The sequence below is a fragment of the Amycolatopsis sp. NPDC004747 genome (assembly GCF_053601335.1).
The window spans coordinates 194,636-210,009 of the sequence record NZ_JBSGBQ010000015.1; the positions used below are offsets into that span (position 1 = coordinate 194,636).

A 15,374-nucleotide genomic window follows, 5' to 3' on the forward strand; every position below is an offset into this window, starting at 1 on the left:
ACGCACCCAAGGCCGCCTTGGGGCGCGCGGGCCGGGCCGGCGGGGGTCAGGTCGAGAACGGCGAGGAGGCGCCTTCGGCACGGGTGCGGCCGCGGCGGCCGGCGGCGGCCAGCGGCTGGGCGATGTCCTCCAGGGACTTGCCCTCCGCGTCGACCGCCAGGAACCGGGCCACCAGGCCGCCCGCGATCATCACCGCCGCGCCCAGCAGGTAGCCGATGAACAGGCGGACCGGGTGCTCGCCGGTGCCGATCAGGGCGCCGTAGATCACCGGGCCCAGCGCGCCGAAGCACTGCGCGATCGCGAAGAACACCGCGATCGCCTTGGCCCGGACCTCCAGCGGGAAGATCTCGCTCACCGTCAGGTAGCCCGCGCTCGCGCCGGCGGAGGCGAAGAAGAAGATCACGCACCACGCGATCGTCTGCGTGATCGCGTTGAGCGCGCCCGCGTAGAACAGCACCGCCGTGATCGCGAGCAGGACGCCCGACACGACGTACGTGCCGGAGATCATCTTGCGCCTGCCGAGGGTGTCGAACAGGTGCCCGATGGTGAACGGCCCGACCAGGTTGCCCACCGCGAAGGCGATCAGGTAGATCGGCGTCGCCGCCGAAGAAACCCCGTAGAACTTGCCGAGCACCAGCGTGTAGGTGAAGAAGATCGCGTTGTACAGGAACGACTGGCTGATCATCAGCGACGCGCCCAGCACCGCCCTCGACGGGTAGTCGCGGAACAGCACCCTGGCCAGGGCCACGTACCCGATCTGCTCGGCGGGCGTCACCTCGATCGCCTTCTTCTCGTCGACCGGCGGCAGGCTGCGGCCGCCGTGCTCGACCTCTTCTTCGATCTGCTTGATCGACTCTTCGGCGGCGTCGGCCTTGCCGTGCATGATCTGCCACCGCGGGCTCTCCGGCAGGTGCCGCCGGACCAGCAGGATGACCAGGCCGAGCACCGGCCCGATGAGGAAGCCCAGCCGCCAGCCCAGCGACAGGTCCATCCGGTTGAGCAGGATGTACGTCCCGATCGTCCCCAGCACCGCGCCGGCCCAGTAGGTGCCGTTGACGGCGATGTCCACCCGGCCCCGGTAGCGGGCCGGGATCAGCTCGTCGATCGCCGAGTTGATGGCCGCGTACTCACCGCCGATGCCCATGCCGGCGACGAACCGGGTGGCGTAGAGGAAGACGACCCAGCCCGCGCCGTTGCCCAGGGTCAGCGCGGTCAGGCCGCTGCCGACGAGGTAGACGGCCAGGGTCAGCATGAACAGGTTCCGCCGGCCGAGCTTGTCGGAGAGGCTGCCGAAGAACAGCGCCCCGACCACCTCGCCGGCGAGGTAGATCGTCGCCAGCAGCCCCACCGCCGCCGACGACATGTTCAGCGTCTCGGGTTTGGTGAGGGTGTCGGCGACCGCGCTGGCCACCGTGATCTCCAGGCCGTCGAGGATCCAGGCCACCCCGAGGGCGACGACCATCCGGGTGTGGAACGGGGACCAGGGCAGCCGGTCGATGCGTGCCGGGATGAGCGTGCGCACCCCGGCGGACGCCGGATCGGGTGTTGCCGCCATGACAACCTCCTTGAGAGCAAACCGCTCCGCGTGACTTCCCCCGTCTTCCCCTGGCGAAACACGTTCGGGTCGACTCGGGTGGTCACCCCTTGTGATCAGCCGTAAACCGTCATTACCCTGACGCGCGAGCGGGTCGTGCAGGAGCCGCAATGCCTGTTCGTGCCGGTTTCTCGTGAATGAGGTGTTTTCGCGTGGCGTGCTCCGGTTCCCCGACGGGGCGATTGCGGGTCTCGTGCTCGCACGGTGAGCCGGTGCTGCTGGCGTTGACCGGCGAGCTCGACGCCGGGACCGTGCCGGTCGTCGTGGGGGCGGTGGCCGCCGCGCTGGCGGGCAGTCCCGAGCCGCGGGTGATCGTGCTGGATCTGGCGGACGTGCACTTCCTCGGCGCGGCGGGGGTCCGCGTGCTGAGCGCGGTGACCGACCACGCGGCCGCCCAGAACGCCCGGCTCCGCGTGGTCACCGGCGGCAACGCGGTGGTGGGCCGGGCGCTGCGGCTGACGGGGGCGGACCGGGTGCTGGACGTCTACGCCGACCGCGGCACCGCGCTGGGCGCCGGCGACGGCCGCGAGTTCCTGCGGCTCACCGCCCGGATGTGGAACAGCTGACCGTCCACATCGGACTGGGTGTGTCGGGCTGGGTGTCGCCGCCGGTGCGGAAAGGATCGGCTTGCGTGCCTGGCGGGTCGGGCTGCGTACTTGGAGGGCCGGTTGGCGTCGGCGGGTGCGGAGGAGGCTTTCGAGCCGCGCGGCGGTCCGCACCGGGCCGCCGCGCGGACCTCTTCAGCGCTGGGCCTTGGCCGCCGCGAAGTAGGCGTTCGACGGGCCGGTGAACGACAGCACCACGCCGACCACCGCGGCGAGCACCGCCAGGTAACCGCCGATCGTGCTCTGCCCGGTCAGCACCGAGAGCAGCTGCAGGGCGGCGAGGACGGTCAGCACGATGCGCGCCCAGTTCCGGCCGGCCCGCAGCTTGAACGCGAACAGCAGGTACAGCGCGGCGATGATCACCGCGATCACCACCGCGGTGATCATCGTGACGTTCACCGCCTGGTCGATCTGCGCGTCGGTGAGGTTGCCGCCGCGTTGTCTGTTGGTGTCGCGCATGGTCGCGGCGATCTTGTCCCGGTTGCCGAAGATCAGCAGGCCTCCGATCAGCCCGATCACCGGTGCGGCGATGAACGCCCAGAAGGCGCCCTCGACCGTGCCCGGCCGGGGTGGAGCGGGTGGCCGGCCCGTCGAAGCGGACGACTGCGGGTAATTCGGTATTTCGCTCATAAGAGATCAAATAGCACCCGTCCGTGCGGCTCGCAGAGCGAACGGATCCGCCCGGCTCGGCGGGGCCTTTCCCGGAACCGGTCCGCGCGCGGGAATTCCCCTTCCGGTCGCCGTTCCACAATGGATTTGTCCCGCTGTTCCCGGCCGAATGACGAAATGCGCAGGATGTCCGCGGCCGGCTCAGCGGCCGGTGCTGCCGTCGATCAGTTCACGGAGGATGTCGGCGTGCCCGGCGTGGCGGCCGGTCTCCTCGACCATGTGCACCAGCGCCCAGCGCATCGACGGCGGGGTGCGGCCGGGGCGGGCCACCGGCTGCGTCAAGTCGGTGCAGGCGTCGATGACGGCGTTGGCCCGCTCGCACGCCGCCCGGTAGTCCGCCACCACCGAGGCGACGGTCTCCTCCGGCCGTGGCCGGAACGTGCCGGGCCAGTCGGCGGTCTCCTCGCCGAGGAACGTGAAGCGCTCGACGTGCGCGAGGTGCCGGACCAGGCCCAGCAGCGACGTACCGGACGGGACACCGGGTGTGCGGACCTGCGGTTCCGGCACGCCTTGCGCCTTGGCGGCGACGGCGGCCCGCAGCTGGTCGAGGAAGCCGCGCAGCACGTCCTTTTCGGCCGGGCCGGTGCGCGGGGGCGGGGTGTCCCGCCGCCGGGTTCGGGGCACGGGTCAGTCCTCCCGTCGGGTGCGGCGGATCAGCAGCAGGTGGTCGACGACCTCGGCGGTGCGCCCGCCCGGTCCGGTGGCTCGGCGGGGGAGGGCGTCGGCTCGCTCGACGGCCCAGACCGCCGGGTCGAGCTCCGGCGCCCGCAGCGGCGGGACGGCGTCCTGGTTCCACGACCACGGCGCGACGGACCCGTGCTCGACGACCACCAGCCGGCCGCCGGGGGTGAGCGCCTCCGCGGCCTGCCGCAGCACGCGGTCGCGGGGGGCAGCGGGAAGGACGTGTGCAGGTAGCAGGCCGAAACGAGGTCGAACGAGCCGGCCGGGAACGTCGCGGCCAGGTCGTGCCGCTCGGTGCCGATCCGGTCCGCGAGCCCGAGCTCCCGGGCCCGGCGGCCGAGGGCGACGGCGGAGATGTCGGCCGCGGTCACGCGCCGGCCGCGGCGGGCCGGCCACAGCGCGTCCCCGCCGGCTCCCGAGCCGAGGTCGAGGGCCCGTCCGGAGGCCGGCTCGGTCACCACCTCGACGAGCCGGACGTTGGCGCGCGGCACGCCGTCCGGGAGGTGGGTCGTGTAGTGGCCGTCCCAGAACCGGGACGCTTCGGTGGTGGCGGTCGTCATGGGCCCACCCTGACCCGGCCCGGCGGTTCCGGCACGCTTTCTTGCGGTTCCGGCAAGATGGCCGGGTGAGCGACGACTTCGAAGACGTCCTGCGGGCCGTCGGCCCCCGGCTGCGGGCGCTGCGCCGGCACCGCGGGCTGACCCTGGCGGACGTCGCGGCCGCCACCGGGGTGTCGGAAAGCACGCTGTCGCGGCTGGAGAGCGGGCAGCGGCGCGCCGGCCTGGAACTGCTGCTGCCGCTGGCCCGCGCCTACGACGTCCCGCTCGACGCCCTCGTCGGCGCGCCCCGTACCGGCGACCCCCGCATCCACCTGACCCCGCTGCACCGCCACGGCATGACGTTCGTGCCGCTGTCCCGCCGGCCCGGCGGCATGCAGGCGTACAAGATGGTCATCCCCAGCGCGGACCGGCCGCCGGTGCCGGACCACCAGACCCACGAGGGGCACGAATGGCTGTACGTGCTCCACGGAAACCTGAGGCTGCTCCTCGGCGAGCACGACCTGGTGCTGCCCCCGGGCGAGGCGGCGGAGTTCGACACGACGATCCCGCACTGGCTCGGCAGCGCCGACGGGAAGGCGGTCGAGCTGCTGATCCTGTTCGGCCGCCAGGGGGAACGGGCCCACCTGCGGGCCCGCACGCACTGAAGACCCGCCGACCACGGCGGCCGGGTTCACCGCGGAAGTCCCACCCGGAACCCGCGTGACTGAAGCCGGAACTCGCGTGACTGAAGCCGGAACTCGCGTGATTGGGGCCGGAACTCGCGAGTTCCGGCTCTGATCACGCGAGTTCCGGTCCGGATCACGCGAGTTCCGGTCCGGATCACGCGAGTTCCGGTCCGGATCACGCGAGTTCCGGTCCGGATCACGTGAGTTTCGCGCGGGACCGCGCCGCTTGCCTTGACGTGGGCGGCAACGGCCGGCTTCGGGCGTGAACCGGGCCCCCGGCGTGCGGAGATGGCGGCGTTCGCCGAGCGGTTCGGCCTCAGCTGACGTCGTCCACGAGTGACTCGATGCCCGGCGGCAGGCTCGCCCGCCGGGCCGGGTCGGCCACGAACCCGGCGATCGCCGACCGCAGCGCACGCACCGCCCGGGTGGGCTCCAGGTCCGCGCGGTGGGCCAGCTGCACCACGCGCGTCATCCCCGCGCCGGGCGTGAACCGGGTCATCCGGAACCGGTCGCCGGCCACCGTGCTCGGCACCACCGCCGCGCCGACGCCCGCCCGGACCAGCGCCAGCACCGCGTCCATCTCCCCGCCCTCGATCGCGAACGACGGCTCGAACCCCGCCGCGCGGCAGGCGTTCACCGTCGCCTCCCGGACGTCGTAGCCGCGGCGGAACATGACCAGCGGGACGTCGGCGAGCTCGGCGATGCCGAGCCTCTCCCCGGCGATGGGCGCGTCCGGCGCGGAGATCACCACCAGCTCCTCGAGCAGCAGCGGTGTCGCCGTCAGCCCGGCCTCGGCCGTCGTCCGGGCGCCCGCCAGCAGGGCCAGGTCGAGCGCACCCTCGGCCAGCCGCTGCCGCAGGTCACCCGAACCGCTTTCGTGCAGCTCCAGCTGGATGCCCGGGTACCGGCGGCGGAACGCCGCGAGCATCGACGGCAGCAGGCCCGTGCACAGGCTCGGCGGCGCACCCAGCCGCACGCGGCCGCGGTCGAGCTCGGCCAGCTCCCGGACGGCCAGCCGCGCGGTTTCGGTGTCGGCGAGGATCCGCCGCGCGATCGGCAGCAGGGTTTCGCCCGCCTCGGTGAGGGACACGTTGCCCCGGATCCGGTGGAACAGCGGGGCGCCCAGGTCGTGTTCGAGCGCGCGGATCTGCTGGGACAGCGACGGCTGGGCCACTCGCACCTGCTCGGCGGCGCGGGTGAAGTGCCGGTGCTCGGCGACGGCGACGAAGTAGGCGAGCTGCTGGAACTGCATAGTCTCAGGCTATCGACAACAGAGCCATCATGTCTTTGACCTCTGGTAGCCCCGCTCTTACCGTCGATCGGGTGGTGACCACCCTCGCCCCGCACCGGCGCTCCGCCGTCCGGCGCTTCTGGGCCTCGACGATCGGCAAGAAGGCCGTCATGGCGGTGACCGGCCTGCTTCTGCTCGCCTTCGTGTTCGCGCACATGGCCGGCAACCTCAAGACGTTCCTCGGCGCCGCCGAGCTCAACCACTACGCGGGCTGGCTGCGCACGATCGGCGAACCGGTGCTGCGCCGCGAGTGGTTCCTCTGGCTCCAGCGCGCGGTCCTGCTCGCCGCGCTGGTCCTGCACGTCACCGCGGCCGTGCAGCTGGCCCGGCGCGACCGCCGCGCCCGGCCGGTCGCTTACGTCCACCGGCGGCCGTCGCGCGCGACCTTCGCGGTGCGGACCATGCGCTGGGGCGGCGCGACGCTCGCGGTGTTCGTCGTTTGGCACATCCTCGACTTCACCGTCGGCGCGGTGAACCGGGACTTCGTCCCCGGCGACCCGTACCACAACCTCGTGGCGGACTTCCGGGTCTGGTGGGTCAACCTGATCTACCTGCTCGCCCTGGCCATGCTGGGCCTGCACATCCACCACGGCTTCGCGAGCGCCGCGCGCACGCTCGGCGTCACCCGCCCGCGGCGGGAGCGCGCGATCAGGATCTTCGGCAGCACGACGGCGGTCGTGGTCGCGGGCGGCTACGCCCTCGTCCCGGTCGCGATCATGACGGGACTGGTGCACTGATGCCCGATTACCGCGTGGGCGACCCGATCGCCGACACCAAGGCCCCCGGCGGTCCGCTCGAAAACCGCTGGGACGAACGGAAGTTCGCCGCGAAGCTGGTGAACCCGGCGAACCGGCGGCGGCACCGGGTGATCGTCGTGGGCACCGGGCTGGCCGGCGGCTCGGCCGGGGCGACGCTGGCCGAGCAGGGCTACCACGTCGTGCAGTTCTGCTTCCAGGACTCGCCGCGGCGCGCGCACTCCGTCGCGGCCCAGGGCGGGATCAACGCCGCCAAGAACTACCGCAACGACGGCGACTCGGTGTACCGGCTCTTCCACGACACGGTCAAGGGCGGCGACTTCCGGGCCCGCGAGTCCAATGTGTACCGGCTGGCCCAGGTGTCGGCGCAGATCATCGACCAGGCCGTGGCCCAGGGCGTGCCCTTCGCCCGCGAATACGGCGGGCTGCTGGACACCCGGTCCTTCGGCGGGGTGCAGGTGCAGCGCACGTTCTACGCCCGCGGCCAGACCGGCCAGCAGCTGCTGATCGGCGCGTACCAGGCGCTGTCCCGCCAGATCGGCGCCGGGAACGTCGAGCTGCACCCGCGCACGGAGATGCTGGACCTGGTCGTCTCCGGCGGCCGGGCGCGCGGCATCGTCGCGCGCGACCTGGTCACCGGCGAGATCACCACGCACCTCGCGGACGCCGTCGTGCTCGCCACCGGCGGCTACGGCAACGCCTTCTACCTCTCGACGAACGCGAAGGGCTCCAACGCCACCGCGATCTGGCGGGCGCACAAGCGCGGGGCCTACTTCGCGAACCCGTGCTTCACCCAGATCCACCCGACGTGCATCCCGCGGTCGGGCGAGCACCAGTCGAAGCTGACGCTGATGAGCGAGTCCCTGCGCAACGACGGCCGCATCTGGGTGCCGAAGCGCGAGGGCGACCCGCGGCCGCCGGCGGAGATCCCCGAGGACGAGCGCGACTACTACCTCGAACGGCTCTACCCGAGCTTCGGCAACCTCGTGCCGCGGGACATCGCGTCGCGGGCGGCGAAAAACGTCTGCGACGCCGGGCTCGGCGTCGGGCCCGGCGGCCTCGGCGTCTACCTCGACTTCGCCGACGCGATCGCGCGCCTCGGCCGTCCGGCGATCGAAGCCCGCTACGGCAACCTCTTCGAGATGTACCAGCGCATCACCGCGGAAGACCCGTACGCGGTGCCGATGCGGATCTACCCGGCCATCCACTACACGATGGGCGGGCTGTGGGTGGACTACGACCTGCAGAGCACGATCCCCGGGCTGTTCGTGATCGGCGAAGCCAACTTCTCCGACCACGGCGCCAACCGGCTCGGCGCGTCGGCGCTCATGCAGGGCCTGGCCGACGGCTACTTCGTGCTGCCGGCGACGGTGAACGACTACCTCGGCGGCACGCGGCTCGAGGAGGTCTCCGCCGCCGCCGTCGCCGAGGCGGAAACCGCGGTGCGCGAACGGATCTCGCGGCTCCTGGCGGTGCAGGGGACGCGGTCGGCCGACTCGTTCCACCGCGAGCTGGGCCTGCTGATGTGGGACCACTGCGGGATGTCCCGCACGCGCGAGGGCCTGCGCAAGGCCCTCGGCCGGGTGCCCGAGCTGCGGGCGGAGTTCTGGCGCGACATCCGGATCCCCGGCGGCGGTGCGGAGCTCAACCAGGAGCTGGAAAAGGCCGGCCGCGTCGCGGACTTCCTGGAGCTGGCCGAGCTCATGCTCGTCGACGCACTCGTGCGCGAGGAATCCTGCGGCGGGCACTTCCGCGAAGAACACCAGACCCCCGAAGGCGAGGCCCGGCGCGACGACGAGAACTTCGCGCACGTCGCCGCGTGGGAGTACGGCCCCGAGCCGGTGCTCCACCGCGAGGAACTCGTCTTCGACCACGTCCACCCGACCCAGCGGAGCTACACGTGAACCTCACCGTCCGCGTCTGGCGGCAGCCCGGCCCGGCCGCCGAAGGCCGGCTCGTCGCCTACCCGGTCGACGGCATCAGCCCGGACATGTCCTTCCTGGAAATGCTGGACGTGCTGAACCAGCGGCTGATCGAGGCCGGCGAGGAGCCGGTGGCGTTCGACCACGACTGCCGCGAAGGCATCTGCGGCTCGTGCGGCGTGGTGATCGACGGCCGGGCGCACGGCCCCGAGCGCACGACGTCGTGCCAGCTGCACATGCGCTCCTTCGCCGACGGCGACGTGATCGACGTGGAACCGTGGCGCGCCAAGGGCTTCCCGGTCGTCAAGGACCTGGTCGTCGACCGCTCGGCCCTCGACCGGATCGTCCAGGCCGGCGGGTACGTGAGCGCGCCGACGGGCAGCGCCCCGGACGCACACGCGACGCCGGTCCCCAAGCCCGACGCGGACCTGGCCTTCGACAACGCGACGTGCATCGGCTGCGGCGCCTGCGTGGCGGCCTGCCCGAACGGCTCGGCCACGCTGTTCACCGCGGCGAAGGTGACCCACCTGAGCCTGCTGCCGCAAGGCGGGCCCGAGCGCGCGAGCCGGGTGCTCGACATGGTGGACGCGATGGACGCCGAAGGCTTCGGCGGCTGCACCAACACGGGGGAGTGCGTGGCCTCGTGCCCCAAGGGGATCCCGTTCGCGAGCATCGCGACGCTCAACCGCGAGTACCTCGCCGCGGCCCGGTCCGGGCGGCGCTGAGGTCAGAACCCCGGCAGCAGGGCACCGAACCGGCGCCGGCCGCGCGGGGTGATGCGCAGCTCGCGGTCCGCCGGGCCGCGGCGGACCAGGCCGTCGGCCAGGAACGCGGCCAGGACCTCGTGGCCGAGGACGCCGCCGAGGTGGGGGACGCGGTGGGTGCGGTCCAGGCACGCGGTGGCCGGACGGCGGCGGCCGGGATCGACCTCCGACGGCGAGACACCGAGGTCCCGGAACGCCGAGAGGTCGTCGCCGAGGGACACCTCGGCCGCGGACCCGTCCGGTGGCCGCAGCGCACCCCGGGAGACGAGCAGGGCGAACACCGCCACGCCGAGCCGTCCCGCCGCATGGTCGTAGCACGTGTGCGCGATGTCCGCGCCCGACTCGGCCCGGTCCGGCGGGGTGATGCCGTCCTTGCCGGCGTAGCGGGCCAGGGCGGTGAGCACGCCCAAGAGGTCTTCACGGCCGACGCGGTACACGGCGTGCCGTCCGGTGTGCTCGACCGTCACCAGCCCGGCCGCCCGCAGCCGGGCCAGGTGGTTGCCCAGCCGGGGTGCGGTGACGCCGAGCGCGTCGGCCAGCTGCACCATCGTGTGCGGGCCCTCGGCGGCCAGCACCTGCAGGGCCGTGAGCCGCACCGGATCGGCCAGTTCGCGCGTCAGCTCGACGATCGCGCCCTGGACGGCGTTGCCCGCATCGACCAGCCCGCCCATCACCGCCCCTTCCGACGCGCGCGAGCCTAACACGCTTCACAAGAACGTGAACGATGTTTGCGCGACGGTCGCCCGGGAAATACTCTTCACGTCTTCGTGAAGGGTGGATGCATGCGAAGTCTGCTGTGGGGCCGCGGGGTGTCCGCGCTCGGCGACGGCCTCTGGTTCACGATCTGGGCGCTCTACCTCACCCGGATGGCCGGGCTGCCGCCGGTCACGGTGGGCGTCGGGCTGGCCGTGGCGAGCGCGGCAGGCATGGCCGCCGCGGTACCGCTGGGCGCGTTCGCCGACCGGGCGGGTGCGCGGCCGGTACTGGTCACCCTCACGCTGGTGCGGGCCGCCGCGATGGCCGGCTACCTCGCCGTGGACGGCACCTGGTCGTTCCTGGCCGTGACGGTGCCCTTCACCGCACTGGCGACCGGGAGCACCGCGGTCCGGACGGCGCTGATCACCGGGCTGGTCACCGAACCCGCCGAGCGCGTCCGCGCGCTGGCGCGGCAGCGGGTGGCCCAGCACGTCGGGTACGCCGTCGGTGCCGGGCTGGGTGCCCTGGTGCTCACCGCCGACGCCCGGTGGGCCTACACGCTGGCCATCGCGGGCAACGCCGTCAGCTTCCTGGTGCTCGCCGGCGCGACCCTGCTGGTGCCCGCGCCCGCACCGGCCCCGCCGAAGACGACGACCCGTGCGGTGCTGAAGGACCGGCCGTTCCTCTGCGTCACCGCGGCCACGGCCGTGCTTTCGCTGTGCTGGGCCATGTTGTCGGCCGGCCTGCCGCTGTGGCTGTCCCGCTGGACGCACCTGCCGCTGGGCCTCGGTGGCGTCGTGGTGGTGCTCAGCTCGGTGGGGATCGCGGTGTTCCAGGTGCCGTTCTCCCGGTTCGCGCGCACGGCAGGCCAGGCCGCGCGGACGGCCGTGCGGTCCGGAATGGTGCTCGCGGGCAGCTGCGTGCTGCTCGCCACGACGTCCGGCGGCGCGGGGGTGCTCGCGACCGGTGTGGTGGTGCTGGCCGCGCTGCTGCACGTCGCCGGGGAACTGGGGTACGTGGCCGCCAGCTGGGGACTGTCGGTGCGGCTGATGCGCGAAGAGGCCAAGGGGGCTTACCAAGGGGCGACCGAAGCGGCCACGGCGACCGTGCAGATGGTCGGGCCCGGCGTGTTCACCCTCGCGGTCGGCGGGCTGGGCGGCCCGGGGTGGCTGCTGGTCGCGCTCGTGTTCCTCGCGGCCGTCGCGCCCGTGCCCGCGTTGACCCGCTGGGCGGTCCGGACGCGCGAGCCCGCGGCCGTCCGCTGAGCGACGCACGTCACCCTCGCGGTGCGGAACACCAGCAGGCGCAGGACGTTGTAAAGGGTGTCGGTACGGCGGTGCCCCCGGGCCTCACCCCTTGCCTTCACGGAATACCGGTGACGCTGGAGCCGTGTTGAGCCTTCCGCCGCGAGGCGGCCCCCGTACCGGCCCTGAAACTCCCGTCTCCGCTCGCAGGTCGACCCCCCTCGGACCTCCGCTGGGCGGAGACGGGCCTCAGTCCTTTCGGCGGCGCCACCGCCGCAGCAGCCGTCCGGTCAGGCCGACCCCTTCGTAGGTCAGGACACCGCACACCGGGATGACGACGAAGAAGAGGACTTCCTCCAGGGGAATGCCGAACGGCGCCCGCAAGCCGCTGACGAACCCCGCGTCGAAGTGCCAGACACCGCCCGCGATGGCCAGCGCGTCCCAGACGAGGAACACCCCCGCCACCGGCAGCACCGCGCGGGCGAGCCGGCCCGGCCTGCGGTACACCCGCGCGCCCGCCAGTTCGATCGGCAGCGTCACCAGCACGCACGCGCCGAGGACGACCAGGTACTCCCAGCGGCCCACTCAGCGCATCCCCGCGGAACGCCACGCCCATTCGATCATGCCGGGATTCTGCCTGGCGCCGCCGGATTCCGCAGCCGCGCCCGGGAAAAGCGCGTTTGCCGGGCGCGGCCCCGGGTACACCGGTCCCGGCGGTGCCCGCCCGGTGTTCGAGCTCAGCCCGTGGTCTCCACAACCCGGGTGTCCGGGCGGGGCACCGCTGCCATGAGCGGGTGCCAGCGCGTCGCGTCGAAGATCAGCGTGATGGCCTCGATCTTCCCGTCGCGCAGCCGGAAGTGCTCCGCCGTGTGCTGGACGCCGACCGGGGTCGCGGTGTGCACGTCGTAGACGAGCGTGGCCTCGGCGTCGCCGTAGAGCTCGCTGATCAGCTCCACCCCGGTGACGATGCCGACGAAGCCCGCCAGCCCGGCGAGGTGGCCGCGCGCGTCGGCGGATTCGATCAGCGGGCTGCGGAAGGTGAACGTGCCGGCCAGCTGGGCGGCCGCGGCGTGCACGTCGCCGTCGAAGCGGGCGCGGTGGTAGGCCTGCACGGTTTCTCTGGTCTGCGTGGTCATCGGTCCTCCAGGTGGCGGGCGAGGTGGGACTGGTTCTCGGCCAGCCGCAGGCACAGGTGCCGCAGCTGGGCGGTCTCGGCGGTGGTGAACCCCCGGAAGAGCGCGGCCATGGCCAGCTGGGACGGCCGCCGGAACTCCGTCAGCCACGTGCGGCCGTCCTCGGTGATCCGGACCCGCACCGCCCGCCGGTCACGGGCGTCGGGGACGCGCTCGGCGAGCCCGGCGCGTTCCAGGGTGTCGACCAGCCCGGTCACGTTCCGGGAGCTCACCCCGGCGGACGCGGCGAGCTCCTTGATGTTCGCGCTGCCGGCGGCGAGCCGGATCAGGATGTCGAGGGCGCCGGGGCTGAGCCCGCGGTTCCCGGTGCCCTGCGAGCGCAGCCCCTCGAGGCTCCGCGCCGCCGTGCGGACGGCGGCCGCCGCCTCGAGCAGGCCGGTGTCTTCGCCGAGGGTGAAATCGGCCAGTGCACTGCGGACGTCGGGGGAGTAGAGCCGGTCGTCCTCGTCGCGGGCGAAGTTGGATACGTCGTTCATGGTGAAGTCATACATTAGTACGTGCTTCCGTATCTTTGTCAACGGCCTGTCTGCTCGCAGGCGTTAACCAGGGTTTCGCCCGGCGTTAGCCTCGGTCCCGGGACAGGTTCGCTCTTCGCTGCCCATACTGACCCGGCTCGCCACCACGACACCCCCGGAGTCCCCATGACGGACGTCAACCGACGACGTTTTCTGCAGCTCGCCGGCGGTACCGCCGCCCTTTCCGCGCTGTCCGCCAGCATCGCCCGCGCGGCGGAGATCCCCGCGTTCCACCGGACCGGGACTCTGCGGGACGTCGAGCACGTCGTGGTGCTGATGCAGGAGAACCGGTCGTTCGACCACTACTTCGGCACCCTGCGCGGGGTCCGCGGCTTCGGCGACCCGCGGCCGGTGACCCTCGCGAACGGCAAGTCCGTCTGGGCGCAGTCCGACGGCAAGCGCGACATCCTGCCCTTCCGCCCCGAAGCGGACAACCTGGGCCTGCAGTTCATCCAGGACCTCCCGCACGGCTGGAACGACACGCACGCGGCCTGGAACGGCGGCAAGTACGACAAGTGGGTGCCCGCGAAGGGCTCGACCACGATGGCGTACCTGACCCGCGAGGACATCCCGTTCCACTACGCCCTCGCCGACGCGTTCACCATCTGCGACGCCTACCACTGCTCGTTCATGGGCTCGACCGACCCGAACCGCTACTACATGTGGACCGGCTACACGGGCAACGACGGCCAGGGCGGCGGGCCGGTCCTCGGCAACGACGAAAAGGGCTACTCCTGGACGACCTACCCCGAGCGCCTCGAAAAGGCGGGCGTGTCGTGGAAGATCTACCAGGACGTCGGCGACGGCCTCGACGCCGCCGGCGGCTGGGGCTGGATCGAAGACGCCTACCGCGGCAACTACGGCGACAACTCGCTGCTGTACTTCAACTCCTATCGCAACGCGAAGCCCGGCGAAGCCCTGTACGAGAAGGCCCGCACCGGCACGAACGCCAAGGCGGGCGAGGGTTACTTCGACCGGCTGCGGGCGGACGTCAAGGCCGGGCAGCTGCCGCAGGTTTCGTGGATCACCGCGCCGGAGGCGTTCTGCGAGCACCCGAACTGGCCGGTCAACTACGGCGCCTGGTACATCGCGCAGGTGCTCGACGCGCTCACCGCCAACCCGGACGTGTGGAGCAAGACCGCGCTGTTCATCACCTACGACGAGAACGACGGCTTCTTCGACCACGTCCTCCCGCCGTACGCGACGGCCGGCCAGTCCACTGTGGACACCACGGGGGAGATCTTCGCGGGTTCGGCGGCGAACCCGGCCGGCCCGTACGGGCTCGGCCAGCGGGTGCCGATGCTCGTGGTGTCGCCGTGGAGCAAGGGCGGTTACGTCTGCTCGGAGACGTTCGACCACACCTCGATCATCCGGTTCGTCGAGCGGCGCTTCGGCGTGCACGAGCCGAACATCACGGCCTGGCGCCGCTCGGTGTGCGGCGACCTGACCTCGGCGTTCGACTTCGCCCGGACCGACGCGCGGGTGCCCGCCCTGCCGGACACGGCCGGCTACGAGCCACCGGACCGCAAGCGGCACCCGGACTACGTGCCCGCCGTCCCGGCCAAGGCCGTGCTGCCGAAGCAGGAACCCGGGCTGCGGCCGGCGCGGGCGCTGCCGTACGACCTGGCGGTCGACGCCCACGCCGGTTCCGCGCTGGACCTGACGTTCGTGAACCAGGGCCGGGCGGGCGCCACGTTCTCCGTCACCTCGCCCGGGGGTGAGCCGCGGACGTACACCGCGGGCGCCGGCTGCTCGCTCGCCGCTTCCCTGCCCGTCGCCGGGGGTTACGACTACACCGCGCACGGGCCGAACGGGTTCGTCCGGGCGTTCCGCGGCGGCTTGGCCGGGCCCGAGGTGAGCGCGCGGCCGGAGGGGCGGAGCGGGAACCTGGCGCTGGTCCTGACCAACAGCGGCCCGGCCCCGGTGCGGGTCACGCTGACCGACGCCTACGGCCGCCGGTCGACCTCCCGGCTGCTGCGGCCGGGCGCGCGGGTGGTCGAGGTGGTCGACACGCGGCGCAGCGGCAACTGGTACGACGTCTCGATCGTCTCGGACCACGACCCGCGCTTCCTGCGCCGGCTGGCGGGGCACGTCGAGACCGGACGGCCCAGCACGAGCGACCCGAACACGCTCACGGTCTGAGGGGTGCCGCCCGGTCGGGGACGTTTGTCACCCGGCCGGGCGGGTACCGTCACCCGGCCGTGGCCGCCTCCGTTGCGA

The 15,374-nt window shown here is 72.6% G+C and carries 15 protein-coding genes and 1 pseudogene; 7 read left to right on the top strand and 9 right to left on the bottom strand.

The annotated features are described in order from the left end of the window. Positions 1-46: 46 nt before the first annotated feature. A complete protein-coding gene (locus ACWEGE_RS24965; protein ID WP_449662863.1) occupies positions 47-1,555 on the bottom strand; it encodes an MFS transporter in 1,509 nt (502 codons plus the stop codon). A gap of 251 nt (positions 1,556-1,806) precedes the next feature. Between ACWEGE_RS24965 and ACWEGE_RS24970 the strand changes: the two genes are divergently transcribed. After that, the gene (locus ACWEGE_RS24970) at positions 1,807-2,160 is read left to right on the top strand and encodes an STAS domain-containing protein (protein WP_449662864.1); all 354 of its coding nucleotides are present in this window, start codon (positions 1,807-1,809) and stop codon (positions 2,158-2,160) included. Positions 2,161-2,334: 174 nt separating this feature from the next. Here the strand turns inward: ACWEGE_RS24970 and ACWEGE_RS24975 are convergent, their stop codons facing one another. The 3 genes and pseudogenes from ACWEGE_RS24975 to ACWEGE_RS24985 form a co-directional block, all read right to left on the bottom strand. After that, entirely contained in the window at positions 2,335-2,829 is a 495-nt protein-coding gene (locus tag ACWEGE_RS24975; protein ID WP_449662865.1) for a hypothetical protein, read from the bottom strand. Between the two features lie 180 nt (positions 2,830-3,009). Then, positions 3,010-3,492 (bottom strand): DinB family protein, encoded by a 483-nt coding sequence (locus ACWEGE_RS24980; protein WP_449662866.1) that lies wholly within the window; start codon positions 3,490-3,492, stop codon positions 3,010-3,012. Between the two features lie 3 nt (positions 3,493-3,495). Beyond that, positions 3,496-4,109: pseudogene (locus tag ACWEGE_RS24985) on the bottom strand (class I SAM-dependent methyltransferase). Between the two features lie 65 nt (positions 4,110-4,174). Between ACWEGE_RS24985 and ACWEGE_RS24990 the strand changes: the two are divergent. Continuing rightward, positions 4,175-4,753, top strand: a complete 579-nt coding sequence (locus ACWEGE_RS24990; RefSeq protein ID WP_449662867.1) for a helix-turn-helix domain-containing protein — start codon at positions 4,175-4,177, stop codon at positions 4,751-4,753. A 337-nt stretch (positions 4,754-5,090) separates the two neighbouring features. On the opposite strand, the gene ACWEGE_RS24995 is transcribed toward ACWEGE_RS24990, so the two are convergent. Beyond that, positions 5,091-6,026, bottom strand: a complete 936-nt coding sequence (locus ACWEGE_RS24995) for a LysR family transcriptional regulator (RefSeq protein ID WP_449662868.1) — start codon at positions 6,024-6,026, stop codon at positions 5,091-5,093. A 71-nt stretch (positions 6,027-6,097) separates the two neighbouring features. Here ACWEGE_RS24995 and ACWEGE_RS25000 point away from each other — a divergent pair, with 71 nt between their 5' ends. Genes ACWEGE_RS25000 through ACWEGE_RS25010 form a run of 3 tightly spaced genes read left to right on the top strand, consistent with a single transcriptional unit; the run spans position 6,098 to position 9,467 of the window. After that, entirely contained in the window at positions 6,098-6,802 is a 705-nt protein-coding gene (locus ACWEGE_RS25000; RefSeq protein WP_449662869.1) for a succinate dehydrogenase cytochrome b subunit, read from the top strand. Beyond that, positions 6,802-8,724, top strand: a complete 1,923-nt coding sequence (locus tag ACWEGE_RS25005; RefSeq protein WP_449662870.1) for a fumarate reductase/succinate dehydrogenase flavoprotein subunit — start codon at positions 6,802-6,804, stop codon at positions 8,722-8,724. Before ACWEGE_RS25000 ends, ACWEGE_RS25005 begins: the two co-directional genes overlap by 1 nt. Beyond that, positions 8,721-9,467, top strand: a complete 747-nt coding sequence (locus ACWEGE_RS25010; RefSeq protein WP_449662871.1) for a succinate dehydrogenase/fumarate reductase iron-sulfur subunit — start codon at positions 8,721-8,723, stop codon at positions 9,465-9,467. Before ACWEGE_RS25005 ends, ACWEGE_RS25010 begins: the two co-directional genes overlap by 4 nt. A 2-nt stretch (positions 9,468-9,469) precedes the next feature. Here ACWEGE_RS25010 and ACWEGE_RS25015 read toward each other — a convergent pair whose 3' ends face one another. Beyond that, positions 9,470-10,177 (bottom strand): ArsR/SmtB family transcription factor, encoded by a 708-nt coding sequence (locus ACWEGE_RS25015; protein ID WP_449662873.1) that lies wholly within the window; start codon positions 10,175-10,177, stop codon positions 9,470-9,472. A 111-nt stretch (positions 10,178-10,288) separates the two neighbouring features. Here ACWEGE_RS25015 and ACWEGE_RS25020 point away from each other — a divergent pair, with 111 nt between their 5' ends. Next, positions 10,289-11,467, top strand: a complete 1,179-nt coding sequence (locus ACWEGE_RS25020) for an MFS transporter (protein WP_449662874.1) — start codon at positions 10,289-10,291, stop codon at positions 11,465-11,467. Between the two features lie 228 nt (positions 11,468-11,695). Here ACWEGE_RS25020 and ACWEGE_RS25025 read toward each other — a convergent pair whose 3' ends face one another. The 3 genes from ACWEGE_RS25025 to ACWEGE_RS25035 all read right to left on the bottom strand — a co-directional run bounded on the left by ACWEGE_RS25025 (position 11,696) and on the right by ACWEGE_RS25035 (position 13,115). Beyond that, entirely contained in the window at positions 11,696-12,031 is a 336-nt protein-coding gene (locus tag ACWEGE_RS25025) for a lycopene cyclase domain-containing protein (protein WP_449662875.1), read from the bottom strand. A 152-nt stretch (positions 12,032-12,183) separates the two neighbouring features. Further along, positions 12,184-12,582 carry a hypothetical protein gene (locus tag ACWEGE_RS25030; protein ID WP_449662876.1) on the bottom strand — a complete coding sequence of 133 codons (399 nt, stop codon included), beginning with the start codon at positions 12,580-12,582 and terminating at the stop codon, positions 12,184-12,186. Further along, positions 12,579-13,115, bottom strand: a complete 537-nt coding sequence (locus ACWEGE_RS25035) for a MarR family winged helix-turn-helix transcriptional regulator (protein ID WP_449662877.1) — start codon at positions 13,113-13,115, stop codon at positions 12,579-12,581. The genes ACWEGE_RS25030 and ACWEGE_RS25035 overlap by 4 nt, the downstream gene beginning before the upstream one ends. 165 nt (positions 13,116-13,280) lie before the next feature. Here ACWEGE_RS25035 and ACWEGE_RS25040 point away from each other — a divergent pair, with 165 nt between their 5' ends. Beyond that, complete coding sequence (locus ACWEGE_RS25040; protein ID WP_449662878.1) at positions 13,281-15,296, top strand: phosphocholine-specific phospholipase C; 2,016 nt, start codon at positions 13,281-13,283, stop codon at positions 15,294-15,296. Positions 15,297-15,374: the final 78 nt, after the last annotated feature.